The 18,029-nt window shown below is 65.1% G+C and carries 15 protein-coding genes; 4 read left to right on the top strand and 11 right to left on the bottom strand.

The features are described 5' to 3' along the window. Positions 1-196 precede the first annotated feature (196 nt). Entirely contained in the window at positions 197-2,431 is a 2,235-nt protein-coding gene (locus ACQY46_RS05335; protein WP_428699247.1) for a primosomal protein N', read from the bottom strand. A 180-nt stretch (positions 2,432-2,611) separates the two neighbouring features. Between ACQY46_RS05335 and fsa the strand changes: the two genes are divergently transcribed. The 4 genes from fsa (at position 2,612) to ACQY46_RS05315 (ending at position 5,210) form a co-directional block, all read left to right on the top strand. Then, positions 2,612-3,265: a fructose-6-phosphate aldolase gene (gene fsa, locus ACQY46_RS05330; protein WP_306028143.1), complete on the top strand. Its 654-nt coding sequence runs from the start codon at positions 2,612-2,614 to the stop codon at positions 3,263-3,265. Between the two features lie 68 nt (positions 3,266-3,333). Further along, positions 3,334-4,296, top strand: coding sequence for a tyrosine recombinase XerC (locus ACQY46_RS05325; RefSeq protein ID WP_428699246.1), 963 nt, complete (start codon positions 3,334-3,336; stop codon positions 4,294-4,296). A 62-nt stretch (positions 4,297-4,358) separates the two neighbouring features. Continuing rightward, positions 4,359-4,775 (top strand): hypothetical protein, encoded by a 417-nt coding sequence (locus tag ACQY46_RS05320; protein ID WP_428699245.1) that lies wholly within the window; start codon positions 4,359-4,361, stop codon positions 4,773-4,775. A gap of 201 nt (positions 4,776-4,976) precedes the next feature. Continuing rightward, the gene (locus ACQY46_RS05315; RefSeq protein WP_428699244.1) at positions 4,977-5,210 is read left to right on the top strand and encodes a hypothetical protein; all 234 of its coding nucleotides are present in this window, start codon (positions 4,977-4,979) and stop codon (positions 5,208-5,210) included. Between the two features lie 116 nt (positions 5,211-5,326). Here the strand turns inward: ACQY46_RS05315 and lpdA are convergent, their stop codons facing one another. The 10 genes from lpdA to zapE all read right to left on the bottom strand — a co-directional run bounded on the left by lpdA (position 5,327) and on the right by zapE (position 17,918). Beyond that, a complete protein-coding gene (gene lpdA / locus ACQY46_RS05310) occupies positions 5,327-6,736 on the bottom strand; it encodes a dihydrolipoyl dehydrogenase (RefSeq protein ID WP_428699243.1) in 1,410 nt (469 codons plus the stop codon). A 54-nt stretch (positions 6,737-6,790) separates the two neighbouring features. After that, positions 6,791-7,549: an SDR family oxidoreductase gene (locus ACQY46_RS05305; RefSeq protein ID WP_428699242.1), complete on the bottom strand. Its 759-nt coding sequence runs from the start codon at positions 7,547-7,549 to the stop codon at positions 6,791-6,793. 35 nt (positions 7,550-7,584) lie between these two features. Continuing rightward, positions 7,585-8,199 carry a LysE family translocator gene (locus ACQY46_RS05300; RefSeq protein WP_428699241.1) on the bottom strand — a complete coding sequence of 205 codons (615 nt, stop codon included), beginning with the start codon at positions 8,197-8,199 and terminating at the stop codon, positions 7,585-7,587. Between the two features lie 42 nt (positions 8,200-8,241). After that, positions 8,242-9,768, bottom strand: a complete 1,527-nt coding sequence (odhB, locus tag ACQY46_RS05295) for a 2-oxoglutarate dehydrogenase complex dihydrolipoyllysine-residue succinyltransferase (RefSeq protein WP_428699240.1) — start codon at positions 9,766-9,768, stop codon at positions 8,242-8,244. 145 nt (positions 9,769-9,913) lie between these two features. Next, positions 9,914-12,904 carry a 2-oxoglutarate dehydrogenase E1 component gene (locus ACQY46_RS05290; protein WP_428699239.1) on the bottom strand — a complete coding sequence of 997 codons (2,991 nt, stop codon included), beginning with the start codon at positions 12,902-12,904 and terminating at the stop codon, positions 9,914-9,916. 203 nt (positions 12,905-13,107) lie between these two features. Beyond that, positions 13,108-14,016, bottom strand: a complete 909-nt coding sequence (gene sucD / locus ACQY46_RS05285; RefSeq protein ID WP_428699238.1) for a succinate--CoA ligase subunit alpha — start codon at positions 14,014-14,016, stop codon at positions 13,108-13,110. Further along, the gene (locus tag ACQY46_RS05280; RefSeq protein ID WP_428699237.1) at positions 14,017-14,301 is read right to left on the bottom strand and encodes a hypothetical protein; all 285 of its coding nucleotides are present in this window, start codon (positions 14,299-14,301) and stop codon (positions 14,017-14,019) included. Between the two features lie 99 nt (positions 14,302-14,400). Next, positions 14,401-15,594 (bottom strand): ADP-forming succinate--CoA ligase subunit beta, encoded by a 1,194-nt coding sequence (gene sucC, locus ACQY46_RS05275; RefSeq protein WP_428699236.1) that lies wholly within the window; start codon positions 15,592-15,594, stop codon positions 14,401-14,403. A 78-nt stretch (positions 15,595-15,672) separates the two neighbouring features. Continuing rightward, positions 15,673-16,635, bottom strand: a complete 963-nt coding sequence (mdh, locus tag ACQY46_RS05270; RefSeq protein WP_428699235.1) for a malate dehydrogenase — start codon at positions 16,633-16,635, stop codon at positions 15,673-15,675. Between the two features lie 122 nt (positions 16,636-16,757). Then, a complete protein-coding gene (gene zapE / locus ACQY46_RS05265; protein WP_428699234.1) occupies positions 16,758-17,918 on the bottom strand; it encodes a cell division protein ZapE in 1,161 nt (386 codons plus the stop codon). Positions 17,919-18,029 lie beyond the last annotated feature (111 nt).

Genomic DNA, 18,029 nt, shown 5'->3' with positions numbered 1-18,029 from the left:
TTTGGAAAATCGTAGTTTTCTCAGAAGCGGGAAAAGCCTGTCGGCGTCTGCCCCGCAAAACCGCGCTTCGATTAGCACAGGCTTCACACCGGGGCAACATCGCCACGGGGTCCAAATGCCGCAATCCGGTCCGAAAAAGGTCAAACAGGCTTAAAAGCCGCAAGGCAGCGGCGCAAGGTCCATCTGCAAGGAAGCGTCAGAAGAAGCTCTGCGGATCGATATCCACCTGCAGCCGGACCCCGCCGGCAGGCTTGGGAAGCCGGGCCAGCCAGCCCCTCAGGACAGCCTGCAAATCCGTGCCGCGTGGCGCCATGGCAAGCAGCCGGAACCGGTAGCGGCCACGAACGAGGGCCAGCGCCGCCTCGGCCGGCCCGAGGACGGTGATATCCCGGTCATGCGGGCTGGCCCGCGCCACCTGTCGGGCATAGTCCTGCGCTTTTGCCTTGTCGGGCCCCGAGACGATGAGCGCGGCCAGCCGGCCGAATGGCGGCAGGCCCGCCACCCGCCGGGCCGCTATCTCCGCCTCGTAGAATGCCGTGCTGTCACCGGACGCCAGCGCCCGGATGACGGGATGCTCGGGCGCGTAGGTCTGCAGCAGGCCGCGCCCGCCGCCGCCGATACGCCCCGCCCGGCCGGTGACCTGTGCCAGCAACTGAAAGGTCCGCTCGGCCGCGCGCGGATCGCCATTGGCAAGTCCGAGATCGGCATCGACGACCCCGACAAGGCGCATCAGCGGAAAATTGTGCCCCTTGGCGACAAGCTGCGTGCCGACGACGATATCCGCCCCCCCCTCCTCGATCACCCGCATCTCGCGCCTGAGCCGGTCGGGCCCGCCCTGCAGGTCGGAGGACAACACCAGCACCCGTGCCTGGGGAAAGAGTTCGGCCGCCTCTTCGGCGATCCGCTCCACGCCCGGACCGCATGCCACCAGCGACTGCGTGTCGCCGCAAGACGGACAATGGTCCGGGGTCGGCTCGCCATGGCCGCAATGATGACAGGCCAGCCGTCCCCGGAAGCGGTGCTCGACAAGCCAGGCGCTGCAATTCGGGCACTGGAAGCGATGGCCGCAGGAACGGCACAATGTCAGGGGGGCATAGCCGCGGCGATTGAGAAAAAGCAGCGACTGCCCGCCTCCGGCGAGCGTTTCGGCCATCGCATGGCACAGCGTCGGTGCAAGCCACCGTCCCCGCTCCGGCCCGTCCTGGCGCATGTCGACGATCGAGATCTCCGGCATCGGCGCGCCGCTGGCCCGCTCCGGCAACTCGAGCTTGATGTAGCGCTTCTGGTCCGCGTTGACGCGGCTTTCGACGGACGGGGTGGCGGAGGCGAGAATGACCGGGATCCCGGAAAGATGCCCGCGCACGACGGCCATGTCCCTTGCGTTGTAAGGGACCCGGTCGTCCTGCTTGTAGGCGCCGTCGTGCTCCTCGTCGACGATGATGACGCCGGGGTCGCGAAACGGCAGGAACAGCGCGGAACGGGCCCCGACTACGACACGGACATCGCCGGTCGCGACCCCGCGCCAGACCCTGGCCCGCTGGCGGGGGGTGACTTCCGAATGCCATTCGGCCGGCCGCACGGCAAACCGTTGCTCGAACCGTTTCAGAAAGGCACTGGTCAGGGCGATTTCCGGGATGAGAACCAGCGCCTGGCGGCCCTGGCGCAGCGCCTCGGCGACGGCCTCGAAATAGACCTCGGTCTTGCCCGAACCCGTGACGCCGTCGATCAGGAAAGTTCGAAATCCCTTGCCGATATTCTCAACCAGCACCTCGGCCGCACGGGCCTGTGCCGGGGTCAGTTCCGGTGCATTCCAGTCCGGCTCGGGAAGCGGCGGGGGCGGTGCGGCGGGGAGCTCGACGACCTCCAGCGTGCCATGGGCAAGCAGCCCGTCGACGACCGAGGGACTGACGCCGGCGGCATGGGCCAGCCCGCTCTTGGTGAACGCGAGACCGTCCTCGAGCAAGGCGAGAACGCGCTTGCGCGCCGGCGTGAGCCGGTCCGGCGGACCTCCGCCCTCGACCCGCCGGACGCCGGGCAGGGGCGGCTCGGCGACCAGCGCCTCCTCGGATCGCAGAACCATGCGCAGAACCATGCCGGGAGGCGCCAGTGTCCAGCTGGCAACCCAGTCGACAAAGGCGCGCAGCGTGTCATCGAGCGGCGGCGCGTCCCGGTAGACCTCGATGATATCCTTCAGCCGCGAGGGAGAAATTCCATCGGCACCGGCAGGTGCGAGCGACCAGACGGCACCGGTCACCTCGCGCGGGCCGAGCGGCACGCGAACGATCGTGCCCGGGCGAACGCTCACCCCGGCCGGCACGCGATAGCTGTAGGCAACATCAAGCGCCACCGGTAGCAGGACGCGCGCGATCGCGGCGCCGCCGGCACCCGCATCGTCGTTTCCGAACAGGTCCTGCCCGTTGCCCGCCGGCATCTTGTTCGCCCTCGTAACCTCGTGTCCGCCGCGCCGGCTTTCGCCACCGGGCGCGAATCGGGACTGTCGTCGCGCGCCATCCTACGGTATGCAGACAGGCGCGGGCGACAGCGCTTGCGCGCGCCCTCGCGATTTCCGCGTCCGCCTTACGCCGCCTTTGCCGAAGGAGCCAGAGCCGTCATGAAATTCTTTGTCGACACCGCCGATACAGCAGACATCAAGGAGCTTGCCGCAACCGGCCTGCTCGACGGTGTGACGACCAACCCGTCGCTCATCCTGAAGGCCGGCCGGCCCATGAAGGACGTTATCGCCGAGATCTGCGATCTGGTCGAAGGGCCGGTTTCCGCGGAAGTTACCGCCACCGAAGCCGACGCGATGATCGCGGAAGGCCGCTCCCTGGCTGCCATCGCCGACAATATCGCTGTCAAACTGCCGTTGACGCTGGACGGGCTAAAGGCCTGCCGCACGCTCACGGACGAAGGACGCATGGTCAATGTCACGCTGTGCTTTTCGGCAAACCAGGCGCTGCTCGCCGCCAAGGCCGGCGCAAGCTTCATCTCGCCGTTCATCGGCCGGCTCGACGACATCAACATCGACGGCATGGACCTGATCCGGGAAATCCGCATCATTTATGACAATTACGGGTTCGAGACAGAGATTCTCGCCGCCTCGATCCGCAGCGCCAATCACGTCAAGGACTGCGCGCTGGTCGGCGCCGACGTCGCGACCGTGCCGCCCGCCGTGCTCAAGGGACTGGTCAAGCACCCGCTGACGGACAAGGGGCTCGAGCAGTTCCTGTCCGACTGGGCAAAAACCGGACAGAGCATCCTCTGATCCTGCCGTCCCGGTACTGGCGCGAACCGCCCGCGCGTCAGTACCGACGAACCTGCTAGACTGCCCTCATGAGCAATGCTGATTCCCTCCTCGTCTCAGCAAAGGCCGACGTCAACGCGGCGATCGGCGACTGGCTGGATCAGCTCGGCTCGGAGCGGCGTCTTGCCGACAAGACGCTGGTCGCCTACGAACGCGACCTGCGCCAGTTCCTGCGCTTCCTCACCATGCATCTTGGCGAACCTCCGGCGATCGCCGATCTCGCGGCGTTGAAGCCGGCGGACTTTCGCGGCTTTCTCGCCGCCCGCCGCAAGGCCGGCGCGGAAAGCCGGACGCTTGCCCGGGGTCTTGCCGGCATCCGCTCCTTCCTCCGCTTCCTGGAAGCGCGCGGCCAGGTCAACGCCGCGGCGAGCGCCGCCATACGGCCACCCCGCCAACCGAAATCCCTGCCCAAGCCCGTCTCCGCCGGCGACGCGATGACACTGGTCGACGCGGACGCGAGCTTCGAGGAGGAGCCCTGGGTGGCCGCCAGGAACGCGGCAGTCCTCACACTGCTCTACGGTTGCGGCCTGCGCATCTCGGAAGCCCTGTCACTGACGGGAAAGACGGCCCCGCGGCGCGGCACGCGAAGCCTGCGAATTGTCGGCAAGGGCGGGCGGGAGCGGGTCGTTCCGGTCCTGCCCGTCGTCTGCGACGCGGTCGATGCCTATCTGGCGCTGTGCCCTCATGTTCCCGCCGCCGAGGGTCCCCTGTTCCTCGGGGTTCGCGGGGGACCGCTCAATCCGCGCATCGTGCAGCTGGCCATGGCGCGGGCGCGCCGGGCCCTGGGCCTGCCGGACAGTGCCACGCCGCATGCGTTGCGCCATTCCTTCGCCACGCATCTGCTGGCCGGCGGCGGCGATTTGCGGACCATCCAGGAATTGCTCGGGCATGCCAGCCTGTCGACAACCCAGATCTACACCGAGGTCGACACGGCAAGGCTGCTGGATGCCTATGACAAGGCTCATCCGCGCGGCGCGGGACGGTCGCAATAGGGCAACCGTCGGCGGGTTCCGAAACCGCTTGCGGCACGGGCTGTTCCGGGCGAGAATCATGCATGCCGGTGATGCTGATTCTGTCCTTCATCGTCCTGCTTGTGTGCGCTCCGCTCCTCGCAACGGTCGCACAGGCTGAGGATCGTTGCCGCATCCCCGAGGTCGGGCATTGGTACAATTCAGCCGCCCAGACCCAGCAAATCCGTCGCATCGAGATCGAGAGCCACTGTGCCGGCGGCGTTATCGTCTCGCGTATGCGGGCGTTCACCCGATGTGCGCCGCGGGACTGCAAATGGGGCTGGACACCCGCGATCCGGCTGACCAACGGTCGCCTGATCGCCCGTTTCCCCGGCTTCTTCGGCGCGCGGGAGATCGAGATCATCTCGATGGGATCGCGCATTGAGGCGCTGGTGAAGATCGATTCGCACGATCCCAAAGTCGCCGACAGCTTCCACGCGGCAATCCTGACGCGGGAATAATGCGCCCGGTCTTCAACGAATCATCACTGGTCGCAGCAGCGTCGGCACGTTAAACTCACGTAGCGTTTTCCTTGCCTCACGCGCCTGCCCGAGGCAGCGGGCGACGCCCAAGGTGCCGCTGCTTTTGGCGCCACGCCATGTCGAAACCGCCAGCGGCGGGCGCGGGTTTTCCACCGCTCGCCGCCAACAACGGAGAGGAACATGCGTATTCTAGCCGGACTGACGGGACTTGTTGCCCTGGCCGCCTTTTCCACCGCGCCGGCCATGGCCGAGTGCGACTGGATGAAGACCTCCCAGACGAAAATGAGCACGGTTGCGTCCGCCGAGCTGCCGCAGACATCCCTGGCCACCAACGACCTGACGGACGAATTGGTGAAAGCCGGCCAGGCCGAGGCTCGCGATCTGCCCGGCGAGGAACCTGACACGCAGAAGTGACAGGGTGATCATCGCTGTTGCGCAGATGATCCCGGCCCGCCACACGCAAAAGGCCCGCGCCGTAGCCCGGCGCGGGCCTTTTGCCATTTGGCCGACACCCGGCCCTCCGGGAGGGATCAGGCGTGGATCGGCTTGGCGAAGGCGGCCATCGCGGCTTCCTTGACGGCCTCGCTCATGGTGGGGTGAGCATGGCAGGTGCGTGCCAGGTCCTCCGAAGACCCGCCGAATTCCATCAGGACCGCGGCCTCGTGGATCATTTCGCCGGCGCCGTGGCCGAGAATATGCACGCCAAGTACACGATCCGTCTCGGCATCGGCGAGCACCTTCACGAAGCCGTCCGTGTGGCCGGTTGCCTTGGCGCGACCGTTGGCGATGAAGGCGAACTTGCCGACCTTGTAGGAGATGCCCTCGGCCTTCAGCGCCTCTTCCGTCTTGCCGACCTCGGCAACTTCCGGGCTCGTGTAGACCACGCCGGGAATGACCCCGTAATTCACGTGACCCGCCTGTCCGGCCAGGATTTCGGCGAGGGCGACACCCTCGTCTTCCGCCTTGTGGGCAAGCATCGGCCCGGCAATCACGTCGCCGATGGCATAGATGCCGGGCACGTTGGTCTGGTAGTGACCGTCCGTCTTGACCCGGCCACGGTCGTCGAGCGCCACGCCGGCCGCATCCAGCCCCAACCCCTCGGTGACCGCGCGGCGGCCAATGGCGACCAGCACGACATCGGCCTCCAGCGTGCGCGCGGCCGCCTCCCCGCCAGCCGCAGGCTCGACGGTGACGGCAAGCTGCTTGCCCTTCTTCTCGACGGCGGTGACTTTTGACGAGAGGTGGAACTCCATCCCCTGCTTCTTCAGCATCCGCTGGAAATTGCGCGACACGTCGCCATCCATCGGGCCGAGGATCTTGTCCATGAACTCGACCACGGTGACCTCGGCGCCAAGCCGGCGCCAGACGGAACCGAGCTCAAGGCCGATGACGCCCGCCCCGATGACCAGAAGCTTGCCGGGAACCTTGTCGAGTTCCAGAGCACCGGTCGAGGATACGATCTGCTTTTCGTCGATCTCGACGCCCGGCAGGGGCGCGACGTCGGAGCCGGTCGCGATGACGATCGACTTCGCCTCGACAATCTGGGTGGAGCCGTCTTCCGCCTTCACCTCGACCTGGCCGGCCGCCAGGATCTTGCCGGTGCCGTGAAAGGCCGTCACCTTGTTCTTCTTGAACAGGAATTCGATGCCCGAAACGTTGCCGTCCACGGTCTTCTGCTTGTGCCCCATCATCGCCTTGAGATCGAGCTTGGGCTTGCCGACCTTGATGCCGAATCCCTCGAAGCTTTCCGCCGCCTCCTCGAAAAGCTCAGACGTGTGCAGAAGCGCTTTCGACGGGATGCAGCCGATGTTCAGGCAGGTGCCGCCATGGGTGGCGCGCTTCTCCACAACCGCAACCTTGAGGCCAAGCTGGGCCGCCTTGATGGCGCAGACATAGCCCCCCGGTCCGGTGCCGATCACGACGAGATCAAACTGTGACATTGCATTCGCCTCTTGCTTTACGCGTTTCGGCGGCATGCGCCGCCGGATGGTGTCTCAGGGCAGGATCGAGCGGCCGCCGGACACGTCGAGAATCGCTCCCGTCGTGTAGCTGGCGGCATCGGACATGAGCCAGGCGATCGCCTCGGCACATTCCTCCGCTGTCCCGGCACGACGCATGGGCAGGTCGGCGGCCATGCGGGCCGCCCGGTCGGGATCGCCGCCCGAGGTGTGTATCTCGGTGTCGATGATCCCCGGGCGCACGGCGTTGACCCTGATGCCGTCGCCCGCGACCTCCTTTGCCAGTCCCACCGTGAATGTGTCGATGGCCCCCTTGGCGGCGGCATAGTCGACATACTGGTCCGGAGAACCGAGCTTGGCCGACGCGGACGACAGATTGACGATGCTGCCGCCATCGCCTCCATGTGCGGTGGACATGCGCCTCACCGCTTCGCGGGCACAGACAATCGAGCCCAGCACGTTGATATCGAAGATGCGCCGAAGGCGCTCGAACGACATGTCGGTCACCCGGCACGCCAGATCAACCACCCCGGCGTTGTTTACCAGTCCGCGGAGCCTGCCGATCCGGTCGGCTTCCACGAAAATGCGCAGGCAGTCGTCTTCCGTGCCCACATCGGCGCGAAGCGCGACGGCCTTGCCGCCCTGGCCGGCGATTGCCGAAACCACCTCGTCCGCGCGCCCGGCGCTGGAAACATAGGTCAGGAGAACCGTGGCGCCAGTGGCGGCCAGCCGGCGCGCGGCTGCCGCTCCTATCCCCCGGCTGCCGCCGGTTACCACGACGACATCTTCAGCCATCATATCCCCCGAATGGATGCGTCACACATGACCGGCTAGCGCTCGGAAAGGGCGAGCCGGATGCCGAACCCGGCAAAAGCGACAGCCACCGTCCGGCTTAGCCAGGCCATGGCCCTTCGGCTTCCCAGAACGCGCGCGCCGAGCACAGCGGCAAACATGCCGTAGCCGACGAAGACCGCCAGCGTGAGCGCCATGAAGACGCCGCCCATCTGCAGCACTTGCAGTGTCGCCGACCCGCCATCCGCGTGGATGAATTGCGGCAGGAACGCCAGGAAGAAGATCGACAGCTTGGGATTGAGCACGTTGATGAGAAAACCCGTCCGGGCCACGGCCCAAGGGCTGGGCGCGTTTGCCGAGCGCCCCGCCAGCGCCATCGGACCGGCCTCCCTGAAGGCCTGCCAGGCGAGATAGAGAAGGTAGGCCGCCCCCGCATATTTCAGGATCTGGAACAGAAGCGCGCTGGCATGCAGCAATGCCGCCAGACCCAGCGTCGAGGCCACGAGCGCCGGCACAATCCCGATCGTGCAGCCAAAGGCCGCCGCAATTCCCTGGTGGCGGCCAAGCGCAAGACCGGTCGCCACCGTGTAGACCACCCCGGTTCCGGGGATCAGGACCACGAGCAGGGCCGTGAGCAGGAATTCCAGACCCATGCGTGCGCCTCCCGATTCGCGGTTCCGTACCGTCCGTTCGGCCTAAAGATCCAGGACGAGGCGCTGGATGTCTTCCAGGCTCTCCTTGACCCGGACAAGGAACGTCACGGCCTCCTTGCCGTCGACGATCCGGTGGTCGTAGCTGAGAGCCAGGTACATCATCGGCCGCGCCACGATCTGGCCGTCAACGACCATCGGTCGCTCCTGGATCTTGTGCATCCCCAGAATGCCCGACTGGGGCGCATTGAGGATCGGCGAGGACATCAGCGAGCCGTAAACGCCGCCGTTGGAGATGGTGAAGGTGCCCCCCGTCATGTCGGCCATGCCGAGCTTGCCGTCACGCGCCTTGCGGCCAAGATTGCCGATCTCCTGCTCGATCTGGGCGATCGACATCTGGTCGGCATCGCGTACGACGGGAACCACAAGACCCTTGTCGGTGCCCACGGCCACGCCGACATGGCAGTAGTTCTTGTAGATGATGTCGGTGCCATCGATCTCGGCATTTACCGCCGGGATTTCCTTCAGGGCATGGCAGACCGCCTTGGTGAAGAACCCCATGAAGCCGAGCTTGACGCCATGCTTCTTCTCGAACAGGTCCTTGTAGGTCTTCCGCAGCTCCATCACCGGCCCCATGTCCACCTCGTTGTAGGTGGTCAGCATGGCTGCCGTGTTCTGGGCGTCCTTGAGGCGGCGAGCGATGGTCTGGCGCAGCTTGGTCATGCGCACGCGCTCCTCGCGTCCGGCGTCTTCCTCGCCGGACGGCGCGCGGGCGGCGGCCGGTGCGCTCGCCGAAGGCGCCTCCTGCGTCATGCCGGACGCGACAGCCGCGATCACGTCACCCTTCAGCACCTGGCCACGCTTGCCGGAACCTGCGACCTGATCGGCGGAAACGCCCTTCTCGGCCATCATCTTGGCAGCGGCAGGCGCAGGCGGCATCGAGGTGGCCGGATCGGCCTGGGCAGCGGCCGCGGGCTTTGCTGCCGGCGCGGCGGCGGCGGCGGCACCCACCGCGATCTTCAGCAGCAACTGGCCCGGGGTGACCGTGTCACCTGTAGCGGCGGCAATCTCGGTCACGGTCCCGGCGACCGGTGCCGGGATCTCCTGGGCCGCCTTGTCCGTCTCCAGCTCGACAAGAATGTCGTCGGCCTTGACCTGCTGGCCGACCTTCACGAACCACTCGCCGACATCGGCTTCGGTTACGCTCTCGCCCGCCGACGGCACGACGACGTCAACCGTCTCCTTGGAGGCGGACGCCTTGGCGGGAGCCGCCTCGGACTTCGCGGCCTCTGACTTCGCGGCCGTGGGCTTGGCCGGAGCAGCACCGGAACCGGCGCCTTCCTCGATCTGTCCGAGCAGAGTGCCGACTTCGACCGTATCGCCTTCCTTGACCAGAATTTCGCCAAGCTTGCCCGAGGCCGGCGCCGGCACCTCGACGGTCACCTTGTCGGTTTCCAGTTCGACGATCGGCTCGTCGGCCGTCACCTGCTCGCCCGGCTTCTTGAACCACTGGGCAATCGTCGCTTCAGTCACGGATTCGCCGAGGGTGGGCACTCGAATTTCGGTCGCCATGATCACAATCTCTTTCATTCGGTGGCTGCGCGAAGATCCCGGCTCTGCGCGCGCGAACGACGGGTTCTGGCATTTTCCCGGCCAGCGGCCAGGGAGAACGTTGGCGTCCCGCTCCCGGCATGGATACCGGGAGCGGGACGACCGGCTATGACTGGTCGGCAAAGGCCTCGTCGAGGAATGCCTGCAGCTGGGCCGCATGCTTGGACATCAGGCCGGTCGCCGTCGCCGCGGACGCTGCGCGCCCGATATAGCGCGGACGCGCATGCCTGGCGTCGATCTGGTTCAGGACCCACTCGAGGTAAGGCTGAACGAAGAACCAGGAACCCATGTTCTTCGGCTCTTCCTGGCACCAGACGAAATCCGCGTCCTTGAACCGGGCGAGCTCGGTGACAAGCGCCTTGGTCGGGAACGGATAGAGCTGCTCGACGCGCAGCAGGTAGACGTCGTCGATGCCGCGCTTCTCGCGTTCCTCGAACAGGTCGTAATAGACCTTGCCCGAGCACATGATCACCCGCCGGATCTTGTCGTCCGCCGCCAGCTTGATTTCGCTATAGCCCTCAAGCTGGGCGTCGTCCCACAACAGCCGGTGGAAGCTTGACCCGTCCGCGAACTCCTCCACCCGGCTGACCGCGCGCTTGTGGCGCAGAAGCGACTTGGGCGTCATCAGGATCAGCGGCTTGCGGAAGTCGCGTTTCAGCTGACGCCTCAGGATGTGGAAGTAGTTGGCAGGCGTGGTGCAGTTCGCCACCTGCATGTTGTCTTCCGCGCACATTTGCAGGAAACGCTCGAGGCGGGCGGAGGAGTGCTCCGGCCCCTGTCCCTCGTAGCCATGCGGCAGGAGGCAGACAAGGCCCGACATGCGCAGCCACTTGCGCTCGCCCGACGACAGGAACTGGTCGAAGACGACCTGGGCGCCGTTGGCGAAGTCGCCGAACTGGGCTTCCCACAAGGTCAGCGCACTCGGCTCCGTCAGCGTGTAACCGTACTCGAAGCCGAGCACCGCCTCTTCGGAGAGCATCGAGTTGATGACCTCGTAGCGGGCCTGGCCCTCGCGCAGGTTGTTGAGCGGGATCAGCCGCGATTCGTCTTCCTGGTCGTAGAGAACCGAATGACGCTGGGAGAACGTGCCACGCTCGCAATCCTGACCGGAAAGCCGCACCGCGTGCCCGTCGAGAAGCAGGGACCCGAAGGCCAGCGCCTCGGCGGTCGCCCAATCGACGCCTTCGCCGGTTTCGAACATCTTCTTCCGGTTGTCGAGGAAGCGGCGAATGGTCCGGTGCACGTTGAAACCCTCGGGAACCCGGGTCAGGGCCGCCCCGATTTCACGCACCTCGTCGATCGGCAGACCGGTCTGGCCCCGGCGGGGATCGTCGAGATCCTGCGCCTGCTTGAGGCCGGACCACTTGCCGTCGAGCCAGTCGGCCTTGTTCGGCTTGTAGGCCTGTCCGGCCTCGAATTCCTCGTCCAGGCGCGCACGAACCTCGGCGCGCATGGTGTCGATTTCCTCGGCCGTCAGCACGCCGTCCTTGACCAGGCGTTCCGAGTAGATCTGCAGCGTCGTCGGGTGGCTGCGGATCTTGCGATACATGATCGGCTGGGTGAACGCCGGCTCGTCGGACTCGTTGTGGCCGAAGCGGCGGTAGCAGATCATGTCGATGACGACCGGCTTGCCGAAGAGCTGGCGGAACTCGGTCGCGATCTTGGCCGCATAGACGACGGCTTCCGGATCGTCGCCGTTGCAATGGAAGATCGGTGCCTCGATCATCTTGGCCACATCCGAGGGATAGGGCGAAGACCGCGAGAACCGCGGATTGGTGGTGAAGCCGATCTGGTTGTTGATGATCACGTGGATCGAGCCGCCGGTGCGGTGGCCACGCAATGCCGAAAGCCCGAAACACTCGGCAACGACGCCCTGACCGGCGAACGCCGCATCGCCATGCAGCAGCAACGGCAGCACCTTCGACCGGTCGACATCGGTCGTGTCCACCCACTTGCCGTCGACCGCGGACAGCTGGTCCTGCTTGGCACGGGCCTTGCCCAGCACCACCGGATTGACGATCTCCAGATGCGACGGGTTCGCGGTCAGCGACAGATGCACCTTGTTGCCGTCGAACTCGCGGTCCGAAGACGCGCCGAGGTGATATTTGACGTCGCCGGAGCCTTCCACGTCGTCCGGCGTGAACGACCCGCCCTTGAACTCGTGGAAAATCGCGCGCAACGGCTTGCCCATCACCTGGGACAGGATGTTCAGCCGGCCGCGATGGGCCATGCCGAGCACGATTTCCTGTACGCCGAGCGCGCCGCCGCGCTTGATGATCTGCTCGAGCGCGGGCAGCAGCGCCTCGCCGCCATCAAGACCGAACCGCTTGGTGCCCGTGTACTTGATGTCGAGGAACTTCTCGAAGCCCTCGGCCTCGATCAGCTTGTTGAGGATCGCCTTCTTGCCCTTCGGGGTGAACTCGATCTCCTTGTCGGGCCCCTCGATGCGCTCCTGGATCCAGGCCTTCTCGGCCGGATTGGAGATGTGCATGAACTCGACGCCAAGCGTCGAGCAGTAGGTCCGCTTGAGGATATCGAGCATCTCGCGAATGGTCGCGAACTCGAGCCCGAGCATGTAGTCGATGAAGATCTTGCGATCCCAGTCGGCCTCGGTGAAGCCGTAGGAGGAGGGATGCAGCTCCTCGTGATCAAGCTGCTCCTTGAGGTGCAGCGGATCCAGGTCCCCGTGCAGATGGCCGCGCATGCGATAGGCACGGATCATCATCAGCGCGCGGACCGAATCGCGTGTCTGCTGCTGGACGTCGGCGTCGGTCAGCTGCTTGCCGCCCTTCTCCGCCTTCGCCTTCAGCTTGTCGCCAATCGCCTTTTCGACCGGGGCCCAGTTGCCGTCAAAGGCATTGACCAGATCGCCATTGGCCGCGGGCGGCCAGTCGGGACGCTTCCAGGAAGCGCCGCGCGCCTCTTTCAGGACGTCCGACTTTTCATCAGCGAGATTGGAGAAGAAATCGCGCCACGTCTCGTCGAGAGAGCCGGGGTCTTCCTTGAAGCGCGCATAAAGATCTTCGATATACGCTGCGTTGCCGCCGTAGAGAAACGACGTCATCGCGAAAGCATTGTTCGCGTCTTGCCGAGCCATCACCATAGCGAGGGTGCCCCCGCCCACCTGTTGAGGGGAGCCCTTTCACGCAGCGCCCCGTTAAACGGATGTGGGATGAAGCCACGCGAGGCGTGTCCCGCGCGGCTTCTGTGTAAAGCGGTACACGGGAAACTTCCTTGAGGGAAGCACCCGAACCCATATGTGACTGCGAACTCGGTAAAAAAACCGGTGATCGCGAAAAATCAGCCCTTCAGCACTTCGAGCAAGGTCTCGCCGAGCTTGGCCGGGGACGGGGACACGCGGATGCCCGCCGCTTCCATCGCCGCGATCTTGTCCTCGGCTCCGCCCTTGCCGCCGGAGATGACGGCACCGGCATGGCCCATGGTACGGCCCGGAGGCGCCGTGCGACCTGCGATGAAGCCGGCCATCGGCTTCGAACGGCCCTTCTTCGCCTCGTCCTTGATGAACTGCGCGGCCTCTTCCTCGGCCGAACCGCCAATCTCGCCGATCATGATGATCGACTGGGTCGCGTCGTCGGCGAGGAACATCTCCAGGATGTCGATGAACTCGGTGCCCTTGACCGGATCGCCGCCGATGCCGACGGCCGTGGTCTGGCCGAGGCCCGCGTTCGAGGTCTGGAACACCGCCTCATAGGTGAGCGTGCCGGAACGCGAGACGACGCCGACCGAGCCCTTCTTGAAGATCGAGCCCGGCATGATGCCGATCTTGCACTCTTCCGGTGTCAGGACGCCTGGGCAGTTCGGGCCGAGCAGACGCGAGTTGGACTTCTCGAGCCGGCGCTTGACCTTGACCATGTCGGCGACCGGAATGCCTTCCGTGATGCAGACGATCAAGGGCACTTCGGCGTCGATCGCCTCGATGATCGCGGCGCCCGCTCCTGCCGGCGGGACGTAGATCACGGATGCGTCCGCACCGGTCGCTTCCTTCGCTTCGCCGACAGTGGCGAAAATCGGAAGCTCCGCCGCGCTTTCCAGACCCGACGACCAGCTTTCGCCGCCCTTCTTGGGATGCACGCCGGCAACCATCCTGGTGCCGTAATATTCCAGTGCCTGTTCCGTGTGGAACGTGCCGGTCTTGCCAGTCAATCCCTGGACGATGACCTTGGTGTCTTTGTTGACGAGAATGGACATCTAGCTGCCTTCCTTGATTTTCACGGCACGCCTGCGAAACCACATTCCAAACAATGCCAGTAGGGCATTCATCAAGAAGACTACGGAAGTAAAGAACGCAAAATAGGCGGCCACCATCGGCTGGAACCCGTTATCTGCATTGCTCGATAGATAGCCAGCAAAAACCCAACAAGCGCCGCAGACCAAGCCAGACAAGGCAACGGATGTTAGAGACACCCATCTTTCAAACCTAACCCAACCAGCCCAGCGGCCCGCTGCAAACGAGAAGATGCTCAGCACCAACAATGCCAGCGCAACTCCCCCCAACGGACTGCCTATTGGAATCAAAGCTCCTATCAACACCAAACTTCCATAGCCCTACGTCGTTTCAAGCGTGCGTGTGGCTCAACCTTTAACGGCCTTGACGATCTTCTGCGCGGCGTCGTCGAGATCATCGGCGGCGATCACGTTGAGACCGCTCTCGTTGATGATCTTCTTGCCAAGCTCGACATTGGTGCCTTCGAGGCGCACGACCAGCGGCACCTTGAGGCCAACGTCCTGCACGGCCGCGATCACGCCTTCCGCGATCACGTCGCAGCGCATGATGCCGCCGAAGATGTTGACCAGGATGCCCTTCACGTTCGGATCGGAGGTGATGATCTTGAACGCCGCCGTCACCTTCTCCTTGTTGGCGCCACCGCCGACATCGAGGAAGTTCGCCGGCTCCGCACCGTAGAGCTTGATGATGTCCATGGTTGCCATGGCAAGGCCGGCGCCGTTGACCATGCAGCCGATGTCGCCCTCGAGCGCCACATAAGCGAGGTCATACTTGGATGCCTCGATCTCCTTGGCGTCCTCCTCCGTCTCGTCGCGCAGGGCGACGATGTCCGCATGGCGGAACAGCGCGTTGCCGTCGAAGGAGACCTTGGCGTCGAGAACGCGCAGGCGACCGTCCTTCATGACGATCAGCGGGTTCACTTCCAGCAGCGCCATGTCCTTTTCGACAAAGGCCTTGTAGAGGATCGGGAACAGCGTCATGCCGTCGGTGCGCGCCGCACCGGTCAGCTCCAGCGCATCGCAGAGCTTGGCCGCATCGGCTTCCGTCACGCCCGTGTCCGGGTCGATCGGCAGGGTGTGGATCTTCTCCGGTGTCTCCTCGGCCACGGCCTCGATGTCCATGCCGCCCTCGGTCGAGACGACAAAGGCCGGACGGCCGACAGTGCGGTCGACGAGGATGGAAAGATACAGCTCGCTCTCGATGTCGGCGCCGTCCTCGATGTAGAGGCGGTTGACGACCTTGCCGGCATCGCCGGTCTGCGCGGTCACCAGCGTGTTGCCGAGCATGTCGGTCGCGTGCGCCTTGACTTCGTCGATCGAGAAGGCGAGGCGAACACCGCCCTTGGCGTCAGGGCCGAGTTCCTTGAACTTGCCCTTGCCGCGGCCGCCGGCATGGATCTGCGACTTTACCACCCAGAGTGGACCGGGAAGCTGCTTCGCGGCGGTTTCGGCCTCGTCGGCGGAAAAGATTGCGACCCCGTTGGCCACCGGCGCACCGAAGGACTTGAGGACCTCTTTGGCCTGGTATTCGTGGATATTCATGCGTCTATCCCCCGGATAGTTTGAAAGAGGGTTGGCGTCATGCAAAACGGGAGGCCGAAGGGCCTCCCGAAAGCGACGTCAGGCAAGAGCCGGCTGGATCTTCTTGCAGGCCTCGACGAGGCCGTCGACGGAGGCGATGGACTTGTCGAACATCGCCTTCTCGTCACCGTTCATCTCGATCTCGATGACACGCTCGACGCCACCCGCGCCGATAACCACCGGAACGCCGACATAGGTGTCGTTGAGACCGTACTGGCCATCCAGATGCGCGGCGCAGGGCAGCACGCGCTTCTTGTCCTTGAGATAGCTCTCGGCCATGGCGATCGCCGAGGAAGCCGGGGCGTAGAACGCCGAACCGGTCTTCAGCAGGCCGACGATCTCGGCACCGCCGTCACGGGTGCGCTGGACGATTTCTTCTAGGCGCTCGGCCGTGCACCAGCCCATCTTGACCAGATCGGGGAGCGGGATGCCGGCAACGGTCGAATAGCGCGTCAGCGGCACCATGGTGTCGCCGTGGCCGCCGAGCACGAAGGCCGTCACGTCCTCGACGGAGACCTTGAATTCCTCGGCCAGGAAGTAGCGGAAGCGGGCGCTGTCGAGAACGCCGGCCATGCCGACCACCTTGTTCGCCGGCAGGCCGGAGAACTTCTGCAGGGCCCAGACCATCGCGTCGAGCGGGTTGGTGATGCAGATGACGAAGGCGTTCGGCGCATGCGCCTTGAGGCCCGCGCCCACCTGCTCCATCACCTTGAGGTTGATCTCAAGCAGGTCGTCGCGGCTCATGCCGGGCTTGCGCGGCACGCCGGCCGTGACGATCACGACATCGGCGCCGGCAATCGCCTCGTAGGAATTGGCGCCCGACAGGTTCGCATCGAAGCCGTCGACGGGCGAGGATTCGGCAAGGTCGAGCGCCTTGCCCTGGGGCGTGCCTTCGGCAATGTCGAAAAGGACGATGTCGCCGAGTTCCTTCAGGCCGGCGAGGTGGGCGAGCGTGCCGCCAATCTGTCCCGCGCCGATCAAAGCGATCTTGTTCCGAGCCATATCCTGTTGCTTCCCTTTACGTAAAATGGAGCATGGACCGTTCCCAACGGTCGCGCATGGCACTAAACCCTTTGGCGCCGGGGTGCAAGCTAATCGAAGGAATAGCCCCTCCCCGGGACGGCCTACGCCTCGTCGCTGAGCCAGTCCTGCGAGCGCATCTCGACAAGGCGCGAGACGGTCCGCTGGAACTCGAACGACTCCGTCCCGCTCGTGGCCACATAGAGGCCTTCCGGCTCTGTTGCGGCGGAAACGATCAGCTTGCTGCGGTTGTTGTAGAGCGTGTCGACGAGGTTGATAAAGCGCTTGGCCGCGTTGCGCTGCGCCAGGTCCATGACAGGCACCTCCTCGACGACGAAGGTGTGATACGACAGGGCAAGCCGCTGATAGTCGGCCGCGCCGAGCGGCTGCTCGCAAAGTTCCGCAAAGGTAAAGCGTGCGACGCCGGCTGCCGTGCGCGATATCGGAATACGCCGCCCCTTGACCTCAAGCTCCTCGGAATGGGGCTGCAGGCCGTGCGTCAGCTTCCGCCACAGGGTCTCGATCCCCTTGTCGGCCTCCGGACCCAGCGGCGAGATATAGAGCGGTGCCCCGGCAAGCTTCTCCAGCCGGTAGTCGGTGCGCGCATCGAGGCAGACGACGTCGACCCGCGTTTTCAGAAGCTCGACGAAGCCGAGGAAATGCCCCCGGTTGAGGCCGTCGCGATAAAGATCGTCCGGATCGACATTCGATGTCGCGACCACGATCACGCCGCGCTCGAAAAGCTTGGTGAACAGCCGGCCGAGGATCATCGCATCGGCGATATCGGTCACCGTGAATTCGTCGAAACACAGCAGCCGCGTCTCGCCGGAAATCTCGGAGGCAACCGGCGGGATCGGGTCGTCGCCGCTCATCTTGCCGTCGCGGATCGCCGCCCGGACCCGGTGGACGCGTTCGTGCACATCGGCCATGAACTCGTGAAAATGGACGCGCCGCTTCTTCTTCGTCACGGCGATGTCGAAGAACAGGTCCATCAGCATGGTCTTGCCGCGGCCGACCTTGCCCCAGACATAGAGCCCCTTGACCGGCTCGCGGCTCGCGCCGCGCTTTCCGAACAGCCAGCCAAGCGCGCTCTTCTTCGAAGCCGGGCCGGTCTCGGCGAGCAGTTCATTCAACCGGTCAAGCGCCGCAACGACCTCGGTCTGCGCCATGTCCCGTTCTATCTCGCCGGCCTCGACGAGGGCGTCGTAGCGGCCCGCAACCGTATGCGCGATCGGGATTGTCCGGACTGACGGCGTCGCACTCATGTCGATGTGACCCTTCGGAGAAACGGGAGACAGCTTGTCCGGACGGCCCGCGATGCGAGGTGCCGGGCCCGGTGCGGCGCTGATAGCGCAAGCCCGGGTCCGCAGGCAACA

It is taken from the genome of Stappia sp. (assembly GCF_965276915.1).
GTDB lineage: Bacteria > Pseudomonadota > Alphaproteobacteria > Rhizobiales > Stappiaceae > Stappia.
This window is presented reverse-complemented; position numbering and strand designations above follow the sequence as displayed.